The organism is Microbacterium sp. NPDC087589 (assembly GCF_044743635.1).
Lineage (GTDB): Bacteria > Actinomycetota > Actinomycetes > Actinomycetales > Microbacteriaceae > Microbacterium.
The window spans coordinates 385,726-404,426 of the sequence record NZ_JBIUWV010000001.1; the positions used below are offsets into that span (position 1 = coordinate 385,726).

An 18,701-nucleotide genomic window follows, 5' to 3' on the forward strand; every position below is an offset into this window, starting at 1 on the left:
GAAGAGAGCGAGTTCGGGGATCAGTTCAGTGCGTGAAGGGCGGCAACGGCCTGGGCTCCGCGGTCGGAGTCGCGAAGCGCGGTCGAGAGCAGGTAGCCGTCGGTCAGCGCATCGCCGGTGACCATGACGCGCACCAGCTCGACGCCGCACGCACGGCGCACCTCGTCGGCGCTGGCGGCGATCACGCGGGTGTTGATCTCGTCGTTGTGCGGCAGTTCAGCGCCTTCGAGGCCTCGGATGACATCTCGCAGTGCTGCGCCGACGATGTTCGAGGCGCGTTCCTTGACGTTGACGACGTCGAGCTCGAACACCCGGAGATCTCGTCCGGTCGGGATCGGACGCCACTCGAAGGAGGCATGCACGCGGTGCTGATGTCCCGTCGCCCCTGTCATCTCTCGCGCGGGGAGATCGGTGGCGCGGCAGCGCACATCGATGAGTCGGTACCAGTAGAACAGCGGGAAAGCACCGTGGGATCCCGGGTCGAGCACGACGACTTCGCCGACCGCTCCGCCGCGGGATGTGGGACGACGCTGCGGTCGATTCCGGATGATCGGCTTGCCGTTCCGCGTGCGGATCGCCGCCCATCCCTCGTCGACCGTGACGACGAAGATCTTCAACAGCGCCGGCACGACCAGCAGGATCGTGAGAATCGCAGTGCCGGTCTTGAAAAGCCCCGACATTCCCTTGCCGCCCAACACCGAGAGGAGCATGTCCATGCCACCACTGTGCCTCCTCGAGCGCAGGCGGATCGCCAACTTCGACGCGCACGCGAAGGTGTTCACACGCTGTTCCGCGCTCGTTACCCGGGCTGCCCCGAGGTGGATACGGTGCGCGCTGGTTGCGCTGGTTGCGCTGGTTGCGCTGGTGCGGCGTCGTCAGGAGAGGGTGGAGAGGATCTCGGCGACGGCGGATTCGACGGGTTGCCGCTGGCACTCCCGGTGCGCGTCGAGGAGTCCGACGCGCGTACGTCGATCGAGCACGTCCTCAGCGGTCATCGCGCCCTCGGAACGGACGGCGAACTCGATGACGGCGCGCGGCACAGGCCCGTGGTCCACGTCGAGCGTGACCGCGACGGCAGTGTCGGTGAGCCGCAGAAACGCCGTGCCGCTGGGGCCCGCGTCGAGTCCTGCGGTGGCCACGGCGAGATCGACGGCGTCCTCCGCCATCCGTCGGTAGGTGGTCAGCTTGCCGCCGAGCACATTCACGAAGCCTCTCTCGGAGACGCTGACGAGATGACGACGGGAGATATCCGCCGTCGAGGTCGCACCCGTGTCGACCAGCGGACGCAGCCCCGCGAATGATCCGCGGACCTGAGCTCGGGTGATCGGCGCGGACAGCACCCGGTTGAGATTCGCGAGCAGGAACGCGATGTCGCCTTCGGTGGCCTCGGCCACGCGGGGCACCGGACCTGGGGCGTCCTCGTCGGTGAGCCCGACGATCACCCGTCCGTCCTGCTGTGGCAGTGCGAACACGTAGCGACTGATCGAGTCCTCGTGCGGAATCGTCAGTGCGGCGGAAGGATCGCCGAGATCGGCGGCGTCGAGCACGATGTGGGTACCGCGGCTGGGACGCACCGTGATCGATTCATCGAGGCTGCCGGCCCAGACCCCGGTGGCATTGATTACCGCTCGGGCCCGGACATCCAGACGTTCGCCCGTCTGCACGTCCTCCACTGTCGCGCCGTCGCGGCGCAGCTCGAGGGCGCGCACCCGGGTGAGGATGCAGGCCCCGAGACTCGCCGCAGTCCTGGCGACCGTGATGACCAGTCGGGCATCGTCGACGAGCTGGCCGTCGTACGAGAGCATCCCGCCCCGCAATCCCGCGGGGGAGAGCGAAGGAACGAGGCGCTGGGCTGTCAGAGCCGAGACGACACGCGGCGGCGGCAGGAACCGACTCGGCGTGCGGGCTCGCATTCGGAGCAGGTCGCCCATCGCCATCCCGATCGTCCCTGCGGCGCGCTGGCGCGCCGTCACTCCTGTGGCGAAGGGCAGGAGCTGGCCGAGCGGACGGATGAGATGCGGCGCGATCCGCGTCATCAGCAGGTGGCGCTCGAAGGCGCTCTCCTTCGCGGTGGCGACATCTCCGGTGGCGAGGTAGCGAAGTCCCCCGTGCACGAGCTTCGAGCTGAAGCGGCTGGTGCCGAATGCGAGGTCCTCAGCCTCGAGAAGAGTGACGCTCAGACCTCGTGCTGCGGCATCGAGCGCGACACCGACGCCCGTGATGCCACCGCCGATCACGAGGACATCGACCGTCTCGTCACCGGCACGATGCAGTTCTGCGGCCCGACGCGCGACGTTGAGGTCGGGGGAGTGCGAGGTCATGGCCGGAGCAGCCCGTCGAGTGCGGCGCGCAGCTCCCGCTCCCACGAGCTCTCGGAGAGGAGCTCTGAGACCGTCCCGTGTGAGAGCACTGCCGACTGGGCGATGAGCAGCAGCATGACCGCGATCTCGTCAGGATCGCCGACGCGAACCGATCCGCCGCGCTGCGCCGCGCCGATCGCCGTGGAGAGCCAACCCAGGATCAGTCGCTGGCTCGATCCCACCCGCTGCAATGTGTAGCGGGTGAATGCTTCGGGCTCTTCCGCGAGGAGTCGCTCGTATACGGGGTCGGCGCGGAAGAGCGAGGAGAAGCGAAGAACATCGTCGACGAGCTCGTGTCGGGTGGCGGCATGAGTCGGGAAATGATCGATGATGACGGCGACCCTGCGGAGGAGAGCTGAGCGTACGACATCGTCGGCGTCGCGCCAACTGCGGTAGATCGTGGGTCGACTGTGCCCGGCGCGCCGAGCGAGCTCCGCGATCGTCACGCCGTGCACACCTCGGCGAGCCATCAGCTCGTCGGCTGCGTCGAGGATGCGGGATTGGGTGGGATCCCAGTAGGGCGCATGGATGCCTGCTGAGTAGACGACCGCTTGACGTTCTTCCATGATGTGTCACACTGTAACGCATGAGTAGAGAGAACGGCAGGGTCGCCGTGCGTTCCGAGATGCGCTGGAACGGCTGGGGCGATCCCGCGCGGGCCTCGGATCTGCCGCAGGCGGTGCGGATGCTTCTGCCGCTCCTGCTGGGACGCCTGCACAAGCCCGCGACGGCGGTCGACCTCCCCGACGTGCGGCTCGAGTCATCGTCGCTTCACGGGGACGACCTGCAGGAGTTCGCGGCAGTGGTCGGAGCCGAGCACGTCGACACGACGGACGAGTCGAGGATCCGCCATGCAGGTGGTCGTTCGACACCGGACCTGCTCAGACGGCGGATGCGGCTTCAAGCTGCTCCTGATGCGGTCGTGATGCCCGGGAATCACGACGAAGTCGTGGCCGTGCTCCGCCTCTGCGCTCACCGGGGGATCGCGGTGGTCCCGTTCGGCGGAGGGACGAGTGTCGTCGGCGCTCTCGATCCCGAGCGCGGCGCCCACCGCGCGGTGATCAGTCTGGATCTGCGGCGACTCTCGGGCCTCATCGGTCTCGATGAGGTGAGCGGTGAAGCCCGTATCGCCGCAGGGACCACGGGTCCGGAGGCCGAGGAGCTGCTGGCCGCGAGGGGCTTCGAACTCGGTCACTATCCGCAGAGCTTCCGGTATGCCACGATCGGTGGATTCGCCGCTGCGCGCTCGTCGGGGCAGAATTCGGCCGGGCATGGGCGATTCGACTCCATGGTCACCGGCCTCAGAGTCGCGACGCCGACCGGTGACATCGATCTCGGTCGATCACCGGGCTCCGCGGCCGGGCCTGATCTCATCAGGGTCTTTCTGGGGTCGGAGGGAATCTTCGGGGTGATCACCGAGGTGCGTGTCCGCGTCCATCCTGTGCCGCGAGAACGCGTCCTCGAGGCGTGGAGCTTCGCGGACTTCTCCCGCGGAGTCGAGGGGCTGCGACAGGTCGCCCAGAACGGCGGCGGTCCCACCGTCATCCGCCTCTCCGATGAGTCCGAGACCGCGGTCAGCCTCGCCCAGGTGGGCCGGATCGGGAAGGCGCTCGCGAAGGGTGCGAGCATCGTCACCGTGTACGAGGGCGACGGCATCGCCGAGCGTCGAGCGCGTACCTCCAGGATCCTGACGGCAGCGGGCGGTGTGTCATCCGGAGCAGGCGGTGCGGAGGGGTGGCTCGACGGCCGATTCGACGGCCCCTATCTGCGCGATTCCCTGCTGGATGCGGGAGTGTTCTGCGAGACGCTGGAGACAGCGACCACCTGGTCGAACCTGCAGCATCTCAGAGCGGAGATCACAGCTGCTCTTCGCGCAGGATTCGCAGATGCCGGCTCCAGATCGTATGTGATGTGCCATGTCTCGCACGTCTATCCCACCGGAGCCTCGCTGTACTTCACGGTGCTCGCGAACCTCCGATCCGAGCCGCTGGAGGCCTGGGCGGGGATCAAGCGACAGGTGAGTGATGCGATCATCTCGGCAGGCGGCACGATCAGCCATCACCATGCCGTCGGTCGCGATCATGCCCCCTGGCTCGAGCAGGAGATCGGCGAGACGGGGGTGCGGATCCTGGCGGCCGTCAAGCGAGAGCTCGACCCGACGTGGATCCTCAACCCCGGCGCGGTCATCACGCCGGAGCGGTCGGGCTGACGTGACTGAGCACATCGCGCTGCTGGCGAACCCGTTCGCAGGCAAGGGACGTGGAACGCACGCGGCGGAGGCCGCCCTCGCCCATCTGCGCGCCCGAGGCCTGGACGTACGCGTGTACACGGGAGAGTCGGCGGCGTCCAGCCGGATGCTGGTGGCACAGGCGCTCGGCGAGAGCCCAGGGATGCTCGTCGTCGTCGGAGGCGACGGCACGCTGTCCGGCATCCTCGACGCGGTGTGCGCCGCCGGCATCCCGGTCGTTCTTGTTCCGGCCGGCACCGGCAACGACCTCGCTCGAGCCCTCGGTCTGCCCCGTCGCGACCCGGTGGCCGCGGCCGAGCTCGCGCTGACCGGCGTGCCGCGCGCGATCGATGTCGGCGAGATCCGAGCCGCAGGGCGTACCGACTCGTTCCTGACTATCGCCGCGCTCGGATTCGATGCGAAGGTCAGTGATCGCACCAACCGGCTGCGCTGGCCGCACGGCGTGTTGCGCTACTACCTCGCGCTGGTCGTCGAGCTCGTGCGTCTCCGGCCGATGGAGTTCACGGTGTCCGTCGACGGCGATGCGCCGATCCAAGCGCCGGGAACGCTCGTCGCGGTGGGCAACACCGAGAGCTACGGCGGCGGAATGCCGCTGTGCGTCGGCGCCGCAGCAGACGACGGGCTGTTGGACATCGTGCAGGTCGCGCCGCTGACACGACTCCGGCTGCTGCGCTTGTTCCCTCTGCTTCTGCGCGGAACGCATCTGGCGAGACCTGAGGTGACCCGTCGCCAGGTCCGTTCCGTGACGGTCAGCGCCCCCGGTCTCGTCGTCTACGCCGACGGAGAGCGGATCGCCGAGAACGAGTGCACCATCGGGATCCGGCGCTCTGCTCTGACGATCCTCGTGCCCGCTGCCTCGGGGGAGCAGCCATGAACAACACCACGCATGGTGCGCAGCACAGTGGTGTGTTCGACGAGGAGGTCGTCGTCATCGGCTCGGGGTTCGGCGGCTCGGTGGCGGCGCTGCGGCTGGCGGAGAAGGGCTATCGTGTCCGCGTGTACGAGGCGGGTCGTCGCTTCGAAGACGAGGACTTCCCGAAGACCAATTGGAACATCCGCCGCTACCTGTGGGCGCCGAAGCTCGGCTGCTTCGGCATCCAGCGCATCCATCGTCTGCCGCACGTCATGATCCTCGCGGGAGCAGGAGTGGGCGGTGGTTCTCTCAACTACGCCAACACGCTGTATCAGCCCAGCGGCGCGTTCTTCGACGACCCGCAGTGGAGTGCTCTCGCGGCGTGGGAGACCGAGCTCGCGCCCCACTATGCGACAGCGAAGCGGATGCTCGGAGTGGTCGAACGCTATCCGCACACAGGCCCTGTCGAGCGCATCATGGCAGGGGCTGCCGACGACCTCGGCGCGGGCAGCACATTCCGGCACGCACCGGTCGGGGTCTGGTTCGGCAAGCCCGGCGAGCGCGCACCGGACCCCTTCTTCGGCGGGGAAGGCCCTGATCGCACAGGCTGCACGCTCTGCGGAAACTGCATGGTCGGATGCCGCGTCGGCGCCAAGAACACACTGATGAAGAACTATCTCGCCCTGGCCGAGAGGCGCGGTGTCGTCATCGAGGCGTTGCGCACCGTCACAGAGGTGCGCGAGCTCCCCGGCGGCGGCTTCGCCGTGACGACGGAGCGGAGCGGGGCATGGTTCCGCCGCGACCGCCGCACCGTGAGCGCGCGCCAGGTGGTGCTGGCCGCCGGGACCTGGGGCACGCAGCAGCTGCTGCATCGGATGAAACGCGTCGGGGCGCTTCCGCGAGTGTCCGATGCTGTCGGACGCCTCACCAGGACCAACTCGGAGGCCCTCGACGGTGCTGTCGCCGTCGCGGTTCCGGCCTCTCTCGAACTCGCGAGCGGAGTCGCGATCACCACGTCATTCCACATCGATGCGAACACGCACGTCGAGAATGTGCGATACGGCCCGGGATCGAATCTCATGGGCGCACTCGCCTCGGTCATGGTGCCCGGTGACCGCGGTCTCGGGCGACGACTGGCGAGCCTGGTGGGTCAGTTCCTGCGAACGCCGATCCGTCAGCTGCGTCTCGGTTCGCTTCGACGCTGGAGTGAACGCGGCATCATCGCGCTCGTGATGCAGACCGCCGACAACTCGCTCACGCTGTCGCTGCGTCGACGCCTCGGGCGGCTCGTGATGACGAGCAGGCAGGGGCACGGCGAGCCGAACCCGAGCTACCTGCCGCAGGCGCACCGCGCGGCCGCGGCGATCGCGGCGCGCGTCGAGACCGAGGGCGGCGTCGCGGCTGCAGCCCGAGGATCATGGCCCGAGGTCTTCGGCATCCCGCTGACCGCCCACTTCCTCGGAGGCGCCGTGATCTCGTCCACCCCCGAGACGGGCGTGGTCGATCTCTACCATCGGGTGTGGGGGCATCCAGGACTGCACGTGGTCGACGGCGCCGCAGTGCCGGCCAACCCCGGCGTGAACCCCTCGCTGACGATCACCGCGCTCGCTGAACGAGCGCTGTCGCACTGGCCGCGCTGTGGTGAGGTCGACCAGCGCCCGACGCTGTAGACACATCGGAGGGGCCGCCTCGCGGCGGCCCCTCCGATGTTCAGCTCAGCGGTTCTCGGTGCCGCGGATCTGCGGCGTGTGGAAATCGCCGCCGAACGCCCGCTGCGAGGCGCCCTCTCGGTCGAGGTACGGCGATGCGCCGCCATCGATGAACGGCCAGCCGGCACCCAGGATGAGGCACAGATCGATGTCCTCGACCTCGGGCACGACGCCCTCGTCGAGCATCAGCTTGATCTCGCTCGCAAGGCCGTCCTGCACACGCTGCAGGATGACCTCGGCCGAAGCCGGCGTCTTGCCGACGGCCGGCTTGAGCAGCTTCTCAGCCTGCTTGGTCCACCCGGTGACGCGGCCGCCCTTGTCCTTCTCGACGACCGCATCGAGCTCTGCGAGAGCGTGGAAGTTCTCGTTCGCGTAGAAACGGTCGGGGAACGCCTGCGCCATCGTGTCCTGCACGTGAGCCGCGACCTTCCATCCGACCAGGTCGATCAGCTGGAACGGGCCCATCGGCAGGCCGAGCGGTGCGAACGCCTTCTCGACCTCCGTGATCGGGGTGCCCTCGTAGACCGCACGAGCTGCCTCGCCCATGACTTTCGCCAGTAGACGGTTCACGACGAAGCCGGGCACATCGGCCGTGAGCACCGCGTTCTTGCCGAGGTTCTTGGCGACGACGAAGGCTGTCGAGAGAGCAGCCTCGGAGGTGCCCGGTGTCTTCACGATCTCGATCAGCGGCATCACCGCGACCGGGTTGAAGAAGTGGAAACCGACGAGGCGCTCAGGGTGAGCGAGCTTCGCACCGATCTCTTCGACGGACAGCGATGAGGTGTTCGTCGCGAGGATCGCGTCCTCCGCGATGACCTTCTCGATCTCACCGAACACCTGCTGCTTCACGCCGACCTCTTCGAAGACGGCCTCGATGACGAAGTCGCAGTCCGCGTACAGGCTCTTGTCGGTGGTGCCGGTCACGAGCGCTCGGAGCTTGTTGGCGGAGTCCGCGTCGAGGCGGCCCTTCGCCTCGAGCTTGCCGATCTCCTCATGGATGTACGCGACGCCCTTGTCGACACGCGCCTGGTCGAGGTCGGTGATCAGCACGGGCACCTGCAGTTTGCGCACGAACAGCAGCGCGAACTGGCTCGCCATGAGCCCGGCACCGATGATCCCGACCTTCGTGACCTTCTTCGCGAGGGCCTTGTCGGGGGCGCCGACCGGGCGCTTCGCACGCTTCTGCACGAGATCGAAGGCATACATCGAGGCCGCGAACTGGTCACCCGTCACGAGATCCGCGAGGGCCTCGTCTTCGCGGGCGAACCCCTCGGCCTTGGTGCCGCTCTTCGCCTTGTCGAGCAGGTCGAGAGCGGCGTACGGAGAGCGGGGCACGGTGCCGATCTTCGACTCGAGCATGCCTCGGGCCATCTTGACGGCGATGGGCCACTTGGTGAGTCGCTCGATCTTGCCCGGTTCGTTCTTGCGCTCGACCTTCTTGCCCCCGAGGACGGCATCTGCCCAGGCGAGCGAGTTCTCGAGGTAGTTCGCCGCAGGGAAGATCGCGTCGACGATGCCCAGATCGAATGCCTGCTGCGGCTTCAGCATCCGGTTCTGCTTGAGGGGGTTCGAGATGACGACCTCGAGGGCGTTCTCGATTCCGATCAGGTTCGGCAGGAGGTACGCACCACCCCACCCGGGGATGATCCCGAGGAAGACCTCGGGGAGCGCGATCGCCGCGGCGGACGCGTCGACCGTGCGGTAGCTGGAGTTCAACGCGATCTCGAGACCGCCACCGAGCGCGAGGCCGTTCACGAAGGCGAACGACGGGACGCCGAGCTCGCCGAGCTTGCCGAGTACCTTGTGACCGAGCTGGGCGATCAGCCGTGCGTTGTCGCGCGAGCCGACCTTGCTGATGTCCGAGAGGTCGGCACCGGCGGCCAAGATGTACTGCTTGCCGGTGATGCCGACCGCCTGGATCTCTCCGACAGCTGCACGTGCGGCGAGACCGTCGAGCGTCTCGCCGAGTGCGGTGAGAGTGGCCGGACCCAGGGTGTTCGGGCGGTTGTGGTCGCGCCCGTTGTCGAGCGTGATCAGCGCCAGCACCTTGCCCGACGCGAGGCGGATGTCGCGCACGGGTGAGTGCGTGATCACCTCGCCGTCGGTGAGGGCCTGGATGGGGGAGAAATCGACATTCGCGTACTGTTCGGAAATCGAGTTGGCCATCGGGCTTACTTCCTCTTCTTGCCGTCGTAGTGCGGGTTCTCCCAGATGACGGAGCCGCCCTGTCCGAGACCGACACACATCGCCGTCAGGCCGTAACGCACGTCGGGGCGCTCGGCGAACTGCGCCGCGAGCTGGATCATCAGACGCACACCGGATGCCGCGAGAGGGTGGCCGAGTGCGATCGCGCCACCCCACTGATTGACACGGGGGTCGTCGTCGGCGATGCCGAAGTGGTCGAGCAGGGAGATGACCTGGATGGCGAAGGCCTCGTTGAGCTCGAAAAGCCCGATGTCGGCGATCGTCAGTCCGGCCTTCTTCAGGGCCTTCTCCGTCGAGGGGATCGGCCCGATTCCCATGATCTCCGGCTGCACGCCTGCGAAGGCGAACGAGACCATGCGCATCTTCGGCGCGAGGCCGAACTCCTTGACGGCTCCGCCACCGGCGAGCAGCGACATGGTCGCGCCGTCGGTCAGCGGCGACGAGGTTCCTGCCGTCACACGACCGTGCGGACGGAAGGGCGTCTTCAGCGCGGCGAGGTCTTCCATCGTGGTCTGTGGACGACGCCCCTCGTCTTCGCTGGCGAGACCCCAGGCGCCGTCGGCCCCCTTGGTCGCGACCGACACGAGGTCGGGCTGGATCTTTCCGGCGTCGTACGCCGCCTGCACCTTGTGCTGGCTGAGCATGCCGAACCGGTCGGAGCGCTCCTTGGTCAGGTGCGGGAAGCGGTCGAAGATGCGCTCGGCCGTGACCCCCATGTTCAGGGCGCCGGGGTCGACCATGCGCTCCGCCACGAAGCGAGGGTTGGGGTCGGCGTTGCCGCCGATCGGGTGGTGGCCCATGTGCTCGACACCGCCGGCGAGAGCGAAGTCGTACATGCCGACGCCGATCGACGCACCCATGGTCGTGACGCTGGTCATCGCGCCGGCGCACATGCGCTCGACGGCGAGTCCTGGCACCGTCTGCGGAAGACCCGCGAGGATCGCCACGGAGCGGCCGAGGGTCAGACCCTGGTCTCCGGTCTGGCTGGTCGCGGCGATGGCGACGTCGTCGATGCGGTCGGCCGGGACGGCTGCGTTCCGCTCCATGAGGCCGATGGTCGCCTTGACGGCGAGGTCATCAGCGCGGGTGTTCCAGTACATGCCCTTTTCGCCGGCGCGCCCGAAGGGGGTGCGCACTCCATCGACGAAGAAGACGTCCGATATTTCGGCCACTCTGCCTCCAAGTTTGTGCGGTGGCCTCAGTCTATGGAGGGCCGGAAACGGGGAGGAATCGGTTGGATCGAACCTACGAAGCGTCCGACGGGGGCTCGTCGGGGGTTTGCGCGGCTTCTACAAAGGCGTTGGCGATCTTCTGTGCAGTCTGTGCAATCTGCCAGGGTCGCGCACCGAGTTCCGCAAGCGCATCCCCGATGGCACCAGCCGTCGTTCCCGGCACGTCCCATGCCACCCGGCGAAGGTGGTCGGGGGTGAGCAGGTTCTCCGTGGGCATCCCCAGTTCTTCCGCCGTGGCTTCGACGACGGGCCGGGCGGCCTTGAGACGAGCATCGGCTTCAGGATTGCGGTCGGCCCACGCCCGAGGTGGCGGCAGCGTGTCGCTCGCAACCCGTTCGCGCGGCAGCTCCTCTGTCGCGCGCCCGTCGACCATGGCCTGCCACCAGCGATCGAGCTGCGTGCGGCTCGCTCGACCTTGGAAATCCTTGATTCCTGCGAGCGCCTGCTTGCTCTGCGGGTTCGCGAGCACCGCGGCGATCAGCGAGCGATCCGGCACCAGTCGCCCCGGAGAGACATCCTGATCCTGCGCGAAGGCCTCGCGAGCCTGCCAGAGCGAGCGCGCGACGGCCAGGTTCCGTGCACCGCGCACCTGGTGGAGCCCGCTCAGGCGTCGCCAAGGGTCTTCGCGCGGAGGCTTGGGAAGACGGATGAGCGTGGCGGCGAACTCCTCGGCCGCGTACTCGGTCTTGCCCTGCTCCTCGAGCTCCGCCTCCAACGCCTCGTAGACATCGATGAGATGCAGCACATCGAGCGCCGCGTACTCGAGCCAGGCAGCGGGAAGCGGTCTGGTCGACCAATCCGCAGCGGAATGCTCCTTCTTGAGGGTGATGCCGAGCGTGTTCTCCACGACCGCAGCGAGGCCGACGCGCTCGTGACCCAGCAGGCGCGATGCGAGCTCGGTGTCGAAGATCTCCCGCGGCAGCAGGTCGAGTTCGCGGAGCGACGGGAGGTCCTGGCTGGCGGCGTGGAAGACCCAGAGCGCGTCGCCGATCGCCTCGTGCAGCGGGCTGAAGTCGCCGAGCGCAGGAGGGTCGAACAGGAAGACTCCCGCGTCACGGCGGAACACCTGCACGAGATATGCCCGCTGGGAGTAGCGGAATCCGGATGCCCTCTCGACGTCGACGGCGACAGGACCTGTGCCTGCGGCCAGCGCGGCGCATGCCGCATGGAACTCCGAGACGTCGGAGATCACGGAGTATTCAGTCACGTGCTGCCTTTCGCGCGCCGATAACGGCGATGCCCTCGGAGCCCGGCGGAAGACCCGCCAGCATCCCGACCAGTTCGACCCAGGCCTCGACATGGGGTGTGAAGGGGCCCTCGGGTGTCCAGGACGCCCTCAACTCTATCTGTGCGCCGTCGCCTTCGACCGCGAGGCCACCGAAGCCCTTCGACAGGGTCTTGGTCGACGTGCCGGACGCGGAGTGATAACCAGCGCCCCTGGAGTCGAGTGCGTCGACGAGCCACGACCAGGTGACGTCGGCGAGCAGGGGGTCGGTGCCGATCTCCGTCTCCAGCGGCGCCTGGGCGAAGATCACGATCCGCCAGTCGCCGTCCCACGCCGCCGGATTGTCTGGGTCATGCAGCAGCACGAAGCGTCCGGTGCCGTACGCGGACTCTCCGCCGTCGTCCGGGCGGACATCGGCGGCGAGCGCGAGGGCGTGCGGGGCGAGGCCTTGCGGCGTGGGGATCTCGCGGATGGTGATGTCTGCGCGGAAGGCGATATCGCGCAGTTCGGCCACGGCGGCGTCGAAGATCGTCCCGGCATCGGGGTGAGCGGTCACGGCAACAGGCTAGAGTCAGGAAGCGATGAAGAGTCTCAGGCACGCCGTTGCACTCCTTGTCCCTGCACTGATCGCTCTCGGGACGGCGCTGGCCCTGCTCGTCTTCAGCGTGGCGCGCAGGGTCGTGATCCCGAAGAAACGACCGGCCGACGCCGAGATCCTCGCTGTCGACACCGGTGCGCAGACGATCGAGCTCACCCGAACACGAGACACCGAGCTGCCGGGGCGATACGGTCTGTTCACCTCGGGCACGTACGGGTACGTCAAGCTCGGTGCTGTGCTCAGCGCCGACGCGACGACCGTGCGGCGCAAGCTGCTCACGCAGATCGAGCCCGGCTCCCGCGTCGACAGGAGCGCGGCGTTCAGCGGCTGGTACTACTCCACGCCCGGCGAGCTGCACCTGCCGTGGCAGAACGTTCTCATCGGCTCGCCGGCCGGTCCGTGCCCGGCATGGCTCTTCCCCGCTGAGTCGTCGACGTGGGTGATCCAGGTGCACGGCCGCGGGGTCACCCGTGCCGAATGCCTTCGCGCAGTCCCGGTGCTGCATGCGGCGGGTTTCCCGAACCTCGTCGTGTCGTATCGGAACGACGGCGAGGCTCCGCGCAGCCGAGGCGGTGCCTACGCGCTGGGGGCCGCCGAGTGGCGCGATGTAGACGCCGCGATCTCCTTCGCCCTGCGACACGGCGCTGAGCGGGTGATCCTGATGGGGTGGTCGATGGGTGGTGCCGTCTCCCTGCAGACAGCTCTGAACTCGGGCAACCGTGACCGCATCGCCGGACTGATCCTCGAATCACCCGTCATCGACTGGCGTAGTGTGCTGCGCTTCCAGGCGCGGGAGGCGGGAATGCGCGCGCCGCTGCCTGATCTGGCGATGAGCGCATTGTCCGTTCCGTTCACGGCTCGGTTGAGCGGTGCAGAGAGCGCGATTCCGTTCGACAGCCTCGACATGGTCGCACGAGCCGAAGAGCTGAATGTGCCCATTCTCATCCTGCACAGCGACGATGACGGATTCGTGCCGGCTGACGCTTCGCACGCGCTGCAGCGGGCCCGCCCGGACCTCGTCACGATGCCGGTGTTCTCCGGCGCGCGGCACACGAAGATCTGGAACTACGACCAGCTCGGGTGGAGCGACGCCATCACAGGATGGCTCACCGACCAGGGTTTCAGCGCTTCTGCCTGACCTGGTTCTTGGCGCGCATGAGCATCCCGGTCATACCGCCGATCCGCAGCGGTGACACGGCCCTGGTGAGCCCGATCGACTGAGGGTAGTCGTCGGGGATCGCCAAGACCTCATCGGCGGTGAGGCCGGTGAGGCCCTGCACGAGGATGCTCGCGAACCCGCGCGTGGTCGGCGCTTCGGGCGGAGCCGTCGCGTGCATCGTGACCACATCGTCGTTCACCTCGACCGAGATGTAGACGGGGGACTGGCACTCCGCGACGCGTTCGTACATCTCCGGATGGCTCGCGACCTCTGCGGAGACCTCGGGCAGCTCGTCCGAGTACTCCAGCAGGAGCAGCAGGCGATCCGCCTCAGGGGTCTCGAGGAATCCGTCGCGGATCTCGGCGAGGGTGTCAGGAAGTTCGCTCATGCTCATCCCTGCCATCCTTCCACGATCACAGCGATCCGGGCTCCGATCCGGTGACGATCGGGACCCGCACCGCGCTGCCCCACTCGGTCCAGGAGCCGTCGTAGTTGCGGACGTTCTCGAATCCGAGCAGATGCTTGAGCACGAACCAGGTGTGGCTGGAGCGCTCACCGATACGGCAGTAGGCGACGACCTCGTCTCCGTCTGTGAGTCCGGCGCCGTCGCGGTAGATCGCATCGAGCTCGGTGCGCGGCTTGAAGCCGCCGTCCTCTGCGACCGCCTTCGCCCACGGCACACTCTGAGCCGTAGGGATGTGCCCTGCGCGCAGAGCACCCTCGTCGGGGTACGCCGGCGCGGTGGTGCGCTCACCGCTGTATTCCTCGGGGGAGCGCACATCGATCAGGGGGCTGCCGATGTGGGCGAGGACGTCCTCCTTGTAGGCGCGGATGACCGAGTCGTCGCGCTCTACGACGGGGTACTCCGTCGGCGTGATCTGAGGTGCGTCGCGGGTGATATCGCGTCCCTCTGCGATCCAGCGATCGCGACCGCCATCGAGAAGTCGCACGTCTTCGTGACCGAACAGCGAGAAGACCCACAGGGCATAGGCGGCCCACCAGTTGTTCTTGTCGCCGTAGATCACCACGGTGTCGTCGCGGGAGATCCCCTTGCTGCTGAGCAGCTTCGCGAATCCCTCACCGTCGACGTAGTCGCGAACGACGGGGTCGTTCAGCTCGGTGTGCCAGTCGACCTTCACGGCGCCCGGGATGTGGCCGGTCTCATAGAGCAGCACATCCTCGTCGGATTCGACGACGACGAGACCGGGTGTGCCGAGGCGATCGGCCAGCCACTCGGTGGGCACGAGCCGGCCGGGCTCGGCATAGTCGGCGAACTTGGACGAAGTGGTGTCGAACTCGATGGCCACAGGGATCTCCTCAGACGGTGAGCGGCGATGATGCAGGGGGCGACGGCGTAATGTGGAGCCGATACTTCGACGATAGATCCACGCCATGCGCCCTGCACCCGATTCGTAAGACTTCGACACAGGTGCGCCCCCGATACAGGACCGTGATGACCGACACGCCCACCCGCACGGGCATCGTGCACCTGACAGATCGACAGCCGACCGTCACCGGTCCCGAGATGCTGGCCAGCCTCGTGCCGCCCCCGCAGTTCGACGGGGCCACCTTCGACAGCTATCGGGCGGATCCCGCATACCCGTCACAGGAGGAGGCGAAGGAGACACTGATCCGCTTCGCGGGGCGCGGCGGGGCACCGGCGAAGCGCGGCGGCTTCTTCAGTCGAGCGAAGAAGGAGCCCGAGACCAAGCCCGGCGTCTATCTCGACGGCGGCTTCGGCGTCGGGAAGACCCACCTGCTGGCGTCGATCTATCACGCGATGCCCGCCCGCAGGAAGTACTTCGGCTCGTTCATCGAGTACACGGCTCTGGTCGGCGCACTCGGATACAAGAACACCGTCGACCTGCTCAAGGGCGCCGACCTGCTGTGCATCGACGAGTTCGAGCTCGACGACCCGGGCGACACCATGGTGATGACGCGACTGATCGGCGAGCTCGTGCCGACCGGCACCAAGCTCGCCGCCACCTCGAACACGCCGCCGAACGCGCTGGGCGAGGGACGCTTCGCCGCGCAGGACTTCCTGCGTGAGATCCATGCGATGTCCGACAGCTTCCAGACGATCCGCATCGACGGTGTGGACTTCCGACAGCGGGCTCTCGACGGGCACGCCGTGGTGAGTGACGCGGCCACCTACTCCGCCGCGGTGCAGGCCGAGTCGGCAGAAGGGGTCGCATCCGACGATTCCTTCGCTGAGGTCATCCGTCATCTCGCTCGTGTGCACCCTTCGCGGTACCTGCGGGTCATCTCGGGGCTCGACCTCGTCGGCCTGAAAGACGTGCACGTGCTGACCGATCAATCGGAGGCTCTTCGTTTCGTCGCCTTCGTCGACCGCGTGTACGACGCGCAGATCCCCATCGTCGCCACCGGCGTGAGCCTCGACCAGGTGTTCGCAGAGGAGATGCTGAACGGCGGGTACCGCAAGAAGTACCTGCGTGCTATCTCCAGACTCAATGCACTTACACACGCGGATCGCAGTGTCGCGTAACGCGATGTTCACACACGTGGCGTCTCTGTAACGCCACCGCAACAAACCTCACGCATTCCGGAAATCGGGCGTCGTCACACTGAAGCTCTCGTTTCCCGAATGTGAGGTTTGACTATGGATGCTCCAGGCAACATCTCCTGGGCGATCACCGCGACCGCCCTCGTACTGCTCATGACGCCCGGCGTCGCCTTCTTCTACGGCGGTCTCGTCAAGGCGAAGAGCGTCGTCAGCATGATGATGATGAGCTTCGGCTCGATCGGACTCGTGGCGGTGCTCTGGATCCTCTTCGGATTCTCGATGAGCGCCGTCGACAGCCCCACCGCCTTCGCAGGCAACCCCTTCGCCGACATCGGACTCTCCTCTCTCGCTGAGGGTGAGGGCTCGAACGTCGCACTTCTCGGAGTCGCCTACGGTGCGACCTTCGCGATCATCACCGTCGCGCTCATCTCGGGCGCCATCGCCGACCGTGCGAAGTTCGGCAGCTGGCTGATCTTCGCGGGCGTCTTCGCCACGGTCGGCTACTTCCCGGTCGCGGCATGGGTCTGGGGCGGCGGTTGGATCATGAACCTCGGCACCACGCTCTTCGGTGAGGACAGCGGCATCGGCGTGATCGACTACGCCGGCGGTACGGCTGTGCACATCAACGCGGGTGCTGCCGCACTCGCCCTCGCGATCGTCCTCGGTAAGCGCATCGGCTTCCAGAAGGGCATCCTCAAGCCGCACAACGTTCCGCTGACCCTCCTGGGTGCCGCGCTGCTGTGGTTCGGCTGGTTCGGCTTCAACGCCGGAGCGGAGTGGCTCGCAGAGGACATGGGCGGCGTCGGACTCATCGGCCTGAACACCCTCGGCGCCACGGCGGCCGCGATCCTCGGTTGGATCCTCATCGAGAAGATCAAGGACGGAAAGCCCACGTCGGTGGGTGCAGCGTCAGGTGCCGTCGCCGGTCTCGTAGCCATCACCCCCGCTTGCGCCAACCTCACCCCCGGATGGTCTCTGCTGCTCGGTGCCGTCGCGGGTATCGTCTGCGCACTCGCGGTGGAGATGAAGTTCCGCCTGGGCTTCGATGACTCGCTCGACGTCGTCGGCATCCACCTCGTCGGTGGCCTGATCGGAACGCTCTACCTCGGCTTCTTCGCAACCGGAACCGGTCTCTTCGTCGGTGGCGACGCGCGTCAGCTCGCCGTCCAGGCGATCGCAGCCCTCGGTGTGCTGATCTACTCCTTCGTCGTCGCCTTCATCATCGGCTTCGCGATCGAGAAGACGATCGGCTTCCGCGTCACCAGCGAAGACGAGATCGCCGGTGTCGACCAGGTCGTGCACGGCGAGGAGGGCTACGCGCTGGCCGACGCCTGAACTGCCGTTAGGGTGACCGTGTGAGCAACTCGAACGGCATCCTGGCAAGACTCGCGGAGATCCTCTTCACAGCACTGGGATCTGACCGGGCGTCTCGGACGAGCAATCGTCCGAGACGCCCGGTCTCGCGTTTACGCTCCTCTGAGGAAGTGCGCTCCTCGGCATCCGGCGAGAGGGGTTCGCCGCGGGGCACGGAGACGGTGCGCATCGACCCCGATCGGATCGAGCAGCTCCGCATCAGCTATGCGCCTGATCGGGATGGTGCGCCGGACGCGGGCGAGATCATCTGGACCTGGGTGCCCTACGAGGAGAACGACGGACGAGGCAAAGACCGTCCGGTGCTCGTGATCGGTCGCGAATCCGCGGATCGCGTGTACGCGGTGCGGATGACGAGCAAGGCGCACGACGGAGATCGCGACTACCTGGGGATCGGCTCCGGCGACTGGGACTCGCGAGGGCGCGAGTCGTGGGTCGACATCGAGCAGCTCTACAGCGTCCACGAGAGCGGGCTGCGTCGCGAGGCCGCCGTGCTCGACCGTTCTCGCTACGGTCGCGTCGCGTCGGCGCTGGCCCGTCGGTACGGCTGGGCGAGCGCCTGAGCATCTGCCTCCTCTGAGCGTCTGGGAGTCCCGAAGCCGCGCACCCTGCTCAGCGCCCACACCAGCGAGCCGGACGCGAGCAGAGCCGCGAAGAGTCCCGCGACATGGAGCGTCAGAGACATCACACCCCGGTCAGGCAGCAGGAACCCGTAGGGCACCCAGCCGTCCGTGACGCCCCGGACCAAGACGACGCCCAGCCATATGACGGGGTACGGGAGCACGAGCCAGAGGCGCCGCCACGGCATCGGAGCGCGATCGCCGACGAGTACCCAGTCGAGCACCAGCAGCACGGGGAACAGGGTGTGGAGTGCGACGCTCACCCACGCCGGTGCGCTTCCCGTTCCCGGGACCAGCACGTTGTACACCACGCCCACGATGATCATGCACGCGACGGCCACGGCGCGGGCGCTGATGAGCGGCGCAGGTATCGACCGGCGGCGAAGCGACAGCAGCCCCGTCGCGACCAGGACACCGGATGTCAGCAGACTCGTCAGATTCGTGAAGTAGCCGAAATAGTCGACCAGGCTCGCTCCCTGGCGGGGGATGCCGATCACGTAAGTGAACAGGAGGATGCCGATCACCCCTCCGCCCGCGGACACACGGAGGATTCCGATCGCGGGGGATGCAGACGGCGATGATGTCATCCGTTCAGGG

17 protein-coding genes are annotated in these 18,701 nt (G+C 67.3%); 7 read left to right on the plus strand and 10 right to left on the minus strand.

Features of this window, described 5'->3' with window-relative positions; genetic code table 11:
• Positions 1-20: 20 nt before the first annotated feature.
• The 3 genes from ACIOU8_RS01960 to ACIOU8_RS01970 all read right to left on the minus strand — a co-directional run bounded on the left by ACIOU8_RS01960 (position 21) and on the right by ACIOU8_RS01970 (position 2,926).
• The gene (locus tag ACIOU8_RS01960; protein ID WP_400785297.1) at positions 21-716 is read right to left on the minus strand and encodes an SPFH domain-containing protein; all 696 of its coding nucleotides are present in this window, start codon (positions 714-716) and stop codon (positions 21-23) included.
• Between the two features lie 159 nt (positions 717-875).
• Positions 876-2,321, minus strand: coding sequence for a glycerol-3-phosphate dehydrogenase/oxidase (locus ACIOU8_RS01965; protein ID WP_400785299.1), 1,446 nt, complete (start codon positions 2,319-2,321; stop codon positions 876-878).
• A complete protein-coding gene (locus ACIOU8_RS01970) occupies positions 2,318-2,926 on the minus strand; it encodes a TetR/AcrR family transcriptional regulator (protein ID WP_400785301.1) in 609 nt (202 codons plus the stop codon). Before ACIOU8_RS01970 ends, ACIOU8_RS01965 begins: the two co-directional genes overlap by 4 nt.
• A 20-nt stretch (positions 2,927-2,946) precedes the next feature.
• Here ACIOU8_RS01970 and ACIOU8_RS01975 point away from each other — a divergent pair, with 20 nt between their 5' ends.
• Genes ACIOU8_RS01975 through ACIOU8_RS01985 form a run of 3 tightly spaced genes read left to right on the plus strand, consistent with a single transcriptional unit; the run spans position 2,947 to position 7,131 of the window.
• The gene (locus tag ACIOU8_RS01975) at positions 2,947-4,569 is read left to right on the plus strand and encodes an FAD-binding oxidoreductase (protein WP_400785303.1); all 1,623 of its coding nucleotides are present in this window, start codon (positions 2,947-2,949) and stop codon (positions 4,567-4,569) included.
• A gap of 1 nt (position 4,570) precedes the next feature.
• The gene (locus tag ACIOU8_RS01980) at positions 4,571-5,482 is read left to right on the plus strand and encodes a YegS/Rv2252/BmrU family lipid kinase (RefSeq protein WP_400785305.1); all 912 of its coding nucleotides are present in this window, start codon (positions 4,571-4,573) and stop codon (positions 5,480-5,482) included.
• Positions 5,479-7,131 (plus strand): GMC oxidoreductase, encoded by a 1,653-nt coding sequence (locus ACIOU8_RS01985; RefSeq protein ID WP_400785307.1) that lies wholly within the window; start codon positions 5,479-5,481, stop codon positions 7,129-7,131. The genes ACIOU8_RS01980 and ACIOU8_RS01985 overlap by 4 nt, the downstream gene beginning before the upstream one ends.
• Positions 7,132-7,176: 45 nt before the next feature.
• Here the strand turns inward: ACIOU8_RS01985 and ACIOU8_RS01990 are convergent, their stop codons facing one another.
• The 4 genes from ACIOU8_RS01990 to ACIOU8_RS02005 form a co-directional block, all read right to left on the minus strand.
• Complete coding sequence (locus ACIOU8_RS01990) at positions 7,177-9,336, minus strand: 3-hydroxyacyl-CoA dehydrogenase NAD-binding domain-containing protein (RefSeq protein ID WP_400785309.1); 2,160 nt, start codon at positions 9,334-9,336, stop codon at positions 7,177-7,179.
• A gap of 5 nt (positions 9,337-9,341) precedes the next feature.
• Entirely contained in the window at positions 9,342-10,547 is a 1,206-nt protein-coding gene (locus ACIOU8_RS01995; RefSeq protein WP_400785311.1) for a thiolase family protein, read from the minus strand.
• 73 nt (positions 10,548-10,620) lie between these two features.
• Positions 10,621-11,814, minus strand: coding sequence for an HRDC domain-containing protein (locus ACIOU8_RS02000; protein WP_400785313.1), 1,194 nt, complete (start codon positions 11,812-11,814; stop codon positions 10,621-10,623).
• Positions 11,807-12,388, minus strand: coding sequence for a DUF3000 domain-containing protein (locus tag ACIOU8_RS02005; protein ID WP_311257149.1), 582 nt, complete (start codon positions 12,386-12,388; stop codon positions 11,807-11,809). Before ACIOU8_RS02005 ends, ACIOU8_RS02000 begins: the two co-directional genes overlap by 8 nt.
• A 25-nt stretch (positions 12,389-12,413) precedes the next feature.
• Between ACIOU8_RS02005 and ACIOU8_RS02010 the strand changes: the two genes are divergently transcribed.
• Positions 12,414-13,568, plus strand: coding sequence for an alpha/beta hydrolase (locus ACIOU8_RS02010; protein WP_400785315.1), 1,155 nt, complete (start codon positions 12,414-12,416; stop codon positions 13,566-13,568).
• Here ACIOU8_RS02010 and ACIOU8_RS02015 read toward each other — a convergent pair.
• Both ACIOU8_RS02015 and ACIOU8_RS02020 read right to left on the minus strand, forming a co-directional pair.
• On the minus strand, positions 13,552-13,983 hold the full coding sequence (locus tag ACIOU8_RS02015; RefSeq protein WP_400785317.1) for a SufE family protein: 432 nt from the start codon (positions 13,981-13,983) through the stop codon (positions 13,552-13,554). The two genes, ACIOU8_RS02010 and ACIOU8_RS02015, sit on opposite strands and share 17 nt — an antisense overlap.
• Positions 13,984-14,002: 19 nt before the next feature.
• Entirely contained in the window at positions 14,003-14,896 is an 894-nt protein-coding gene (locus tag ACIOU8_RS02020) for a sulfurtransferase (RefSeq protein WP_400785319.1), read from the minus strand.
• Between the two features lie 146 nt (positions 14,897-15,042).
• Here ACIOU8_RS02020 and zapE point away from each other — a divergent pair, with 146 nt between their 5' ends.
• The 3 genes from zapE (at position 15,043) to ACIOU8_RS02035 (ending at position 18,047) form a co-directional block, all read left to right on the plus strand.
• Positions 15,043-16,095: a cell division protein ZapE gene (zapE, locus tag ACIOU8_RS02025; RefSeq protein WP_400785321.1), complete on the plus strand. Its 1,053-nt coding sequence runs from the start codon at positions 15,043-15,045 to the stop codon at positions 16,093-16,095.
• Positions 16,096-16,209: 114 nt separating this feature from the next.
• Positions 16,210-17,448 (plus strand): ammonium transporter, encoded by a 1,239-nt coding sequence (locus ACIOU8_RS02030; protein WP_400785323.1) that lies wholly within the window; start codon positions 16,210-16,212, stop codon positions 17,446-17,448.
• Positions 17,449-17,468: 20 nt separating this feature from the next.
• A complete protein-coding gene (locus tag ACIOU8_RS02035) occupies positions 17,469-18,047 on the plus strand; it encodes a type II toxin-antitoxin system PemK/MazF family toxin (RefSeq protein WP_400785325.1) in 579 nt (192 codons plus the stop codon).
• On the opposite strand, the gene ACIOU8_RS02040 is transcribed toward ACIOU8_RS02035, so the two are convergent.
• The gene (locus tag ACIOU8_RS02040) at positions 17,993-18,691 is read right to left on the minus strand and encodes a Pr6Pr family membrane protein (RefSeq protein WP_400785327.1); all 699 of its coding nucleotides are present in this window, start codon (positions 18,689-18,691) and stop codon (positions 17,993-17,995) included. The two genes, ACIOU8_RS02035 and ACIOU8_RS02040, sit on opposite strands and share 55 nt — an antisense overlap.
• Positions 18,692-18,701 lie beyond the last annotated feature (10 nt).

Coding starts and splice junctions, on each gene's coding strand:
- ACIOU8_RS01975 (WP_400785303.1), top strand. CDS start 2,947: ATGAGTAGAGAGAACGGCAGGGTCGCCGTGCGTTCCGAGATGCGCTGG.
- ACIOU8_RS02010 (WP_400785315.1), top strand. CDS start 12,414: ATGAAGAGTCTCAGGCACGCCGTTGCACTCCTTGTCCCTGCACTGATC.
- ACIOU8_RS01985 (WP_400785307.1), top strand. CDS start 5,479: ATGAACAACACCACGCATGGTGCGCAGCACAGTGGTGTGTTCGACGAG.
- ACIOU8_RS02030 (WP_400785323.1), top strand. CDS start 16,210: ATGGATGCTCCAGGCAACATCTCCTGGGCGATCACCGCGACCGCCCTC.
- zapE (WP_400785321.1), top strand. CDS start 15,043: ATGACCGACACGCCCACCCGCACGGGCATCGTGCACCTGACAGATCGA.
- ACIOU8_RS01965 (WP_400785299.1), bottom strand. CDS start 2,321: ATGACCTCGCACTCCCCCGACCTCAACGTCGCGCGTCGGGCCGCAGAA.
- ACIOU8_RS01990 (WP_400785309.1), bottom strand. CDS start 9,336: ATGGCCAACTCGATTTCCGAACAGTACGCGAATGTCGATTTCTCCCCC.
- ACIOU8_RS01960 (WP_400785297.1), bottom strand. CDS start 716: ATGGACATGCTCCTCTCGGTGTTGGGCGGCAAGGGAATGTCGGGGCTT.
- ACIOU8_RS02015 (WP_400785317.1), bottom strand. CDS start 13,983: ATGAGCATGAGCGAACTTCCTGACACCCTCGCCGAGATCCGCGACGGA.
- ACIOU8_RS01970 (WP_400785301.1), bottom strand. CDS start 2,926: ATGGAAGAACGTCAAGCGGTCGTCTACTCAGCAGGCATCCATGCGCCC.
- ACIOU8_RS02040 (WP_400785327.1), bottom strand. CDS start 18,691: ATGACATCATCGCCGTCTGCATCCCCCGCGATCGGAATCCTCCGTGTG.